Here is a 610-nt window from a genome sequence, read left to right as displayed (position 1 = left end):
TCTGCGACCACCACCAGCTGAACATGCAAGATGTCTCACCAGTGATGGCCCCCCTTCTCCCGAAGTTACGGGGGCATTTTGCCGAGTTCCTTAACCACAGTTCACCCGAACGCCTTAGTATTCTCTACCTGACTACCTGTGTCGGTTTAGGGTACGGGCCATGTACATACATCGCTAGAGGCTTTTCTCGACAGCACGGGATCACCGACATCACCCTAACGGGCTACGCATCACGTCTCACACATTTGTGAGGGGCGGATTTACCACTCCCCTCGTGCTACACGCTTACACCACAATCCAATAAGTGGCTCGGCTACCCCACTGCGTCACCCCATCACTTGGCTACTACCAGTTCAGGCCCCACGCACGCACCAACCAACACCAGCAAAGCTGACATCGAAAGGATTGTGGGTGGTTAGTATCACTGATTCACCATGGGTCGCACATACACGGGTACGGGAATATCAACCCGTTGTCCATCGACTACGCCTGTCGGCCTCGCCTTAGGTCCCGACTCACCCTGGGAAGACGAACTTGACCCAGGAACCCTTAGTCATCCGGCGGGCAAGATTCTCACTTGCCAATTCGTTACTCATGCCTGCATTCTCAC

Annotated in this window: 1 rRNA gene; it reads right to left on the bottom strand. The window is 54.6% G+C overall.

Annotated elements, in window-relative coordinates:
- Positions 1-610, bottom strand: a 23S ribosomal RNA gene (locus ACFPUZ_RS13220); the annotation flags it as partial.

This window comes from Corynebacterium nasicanis (genome assembly GCF_042658165.1).
In the GTDB taxonomy this organism is placed as follows: domain Bacteria; phylum Actinomycetota; class Actinomycetes; order Mycobacteriales; family Mycobacteriaceae; genus Corynebacterium; species Corynebacterium nasicanis.
This window is presented reverse-complemented; position numbering and strand designations above follow the sequence as displayed.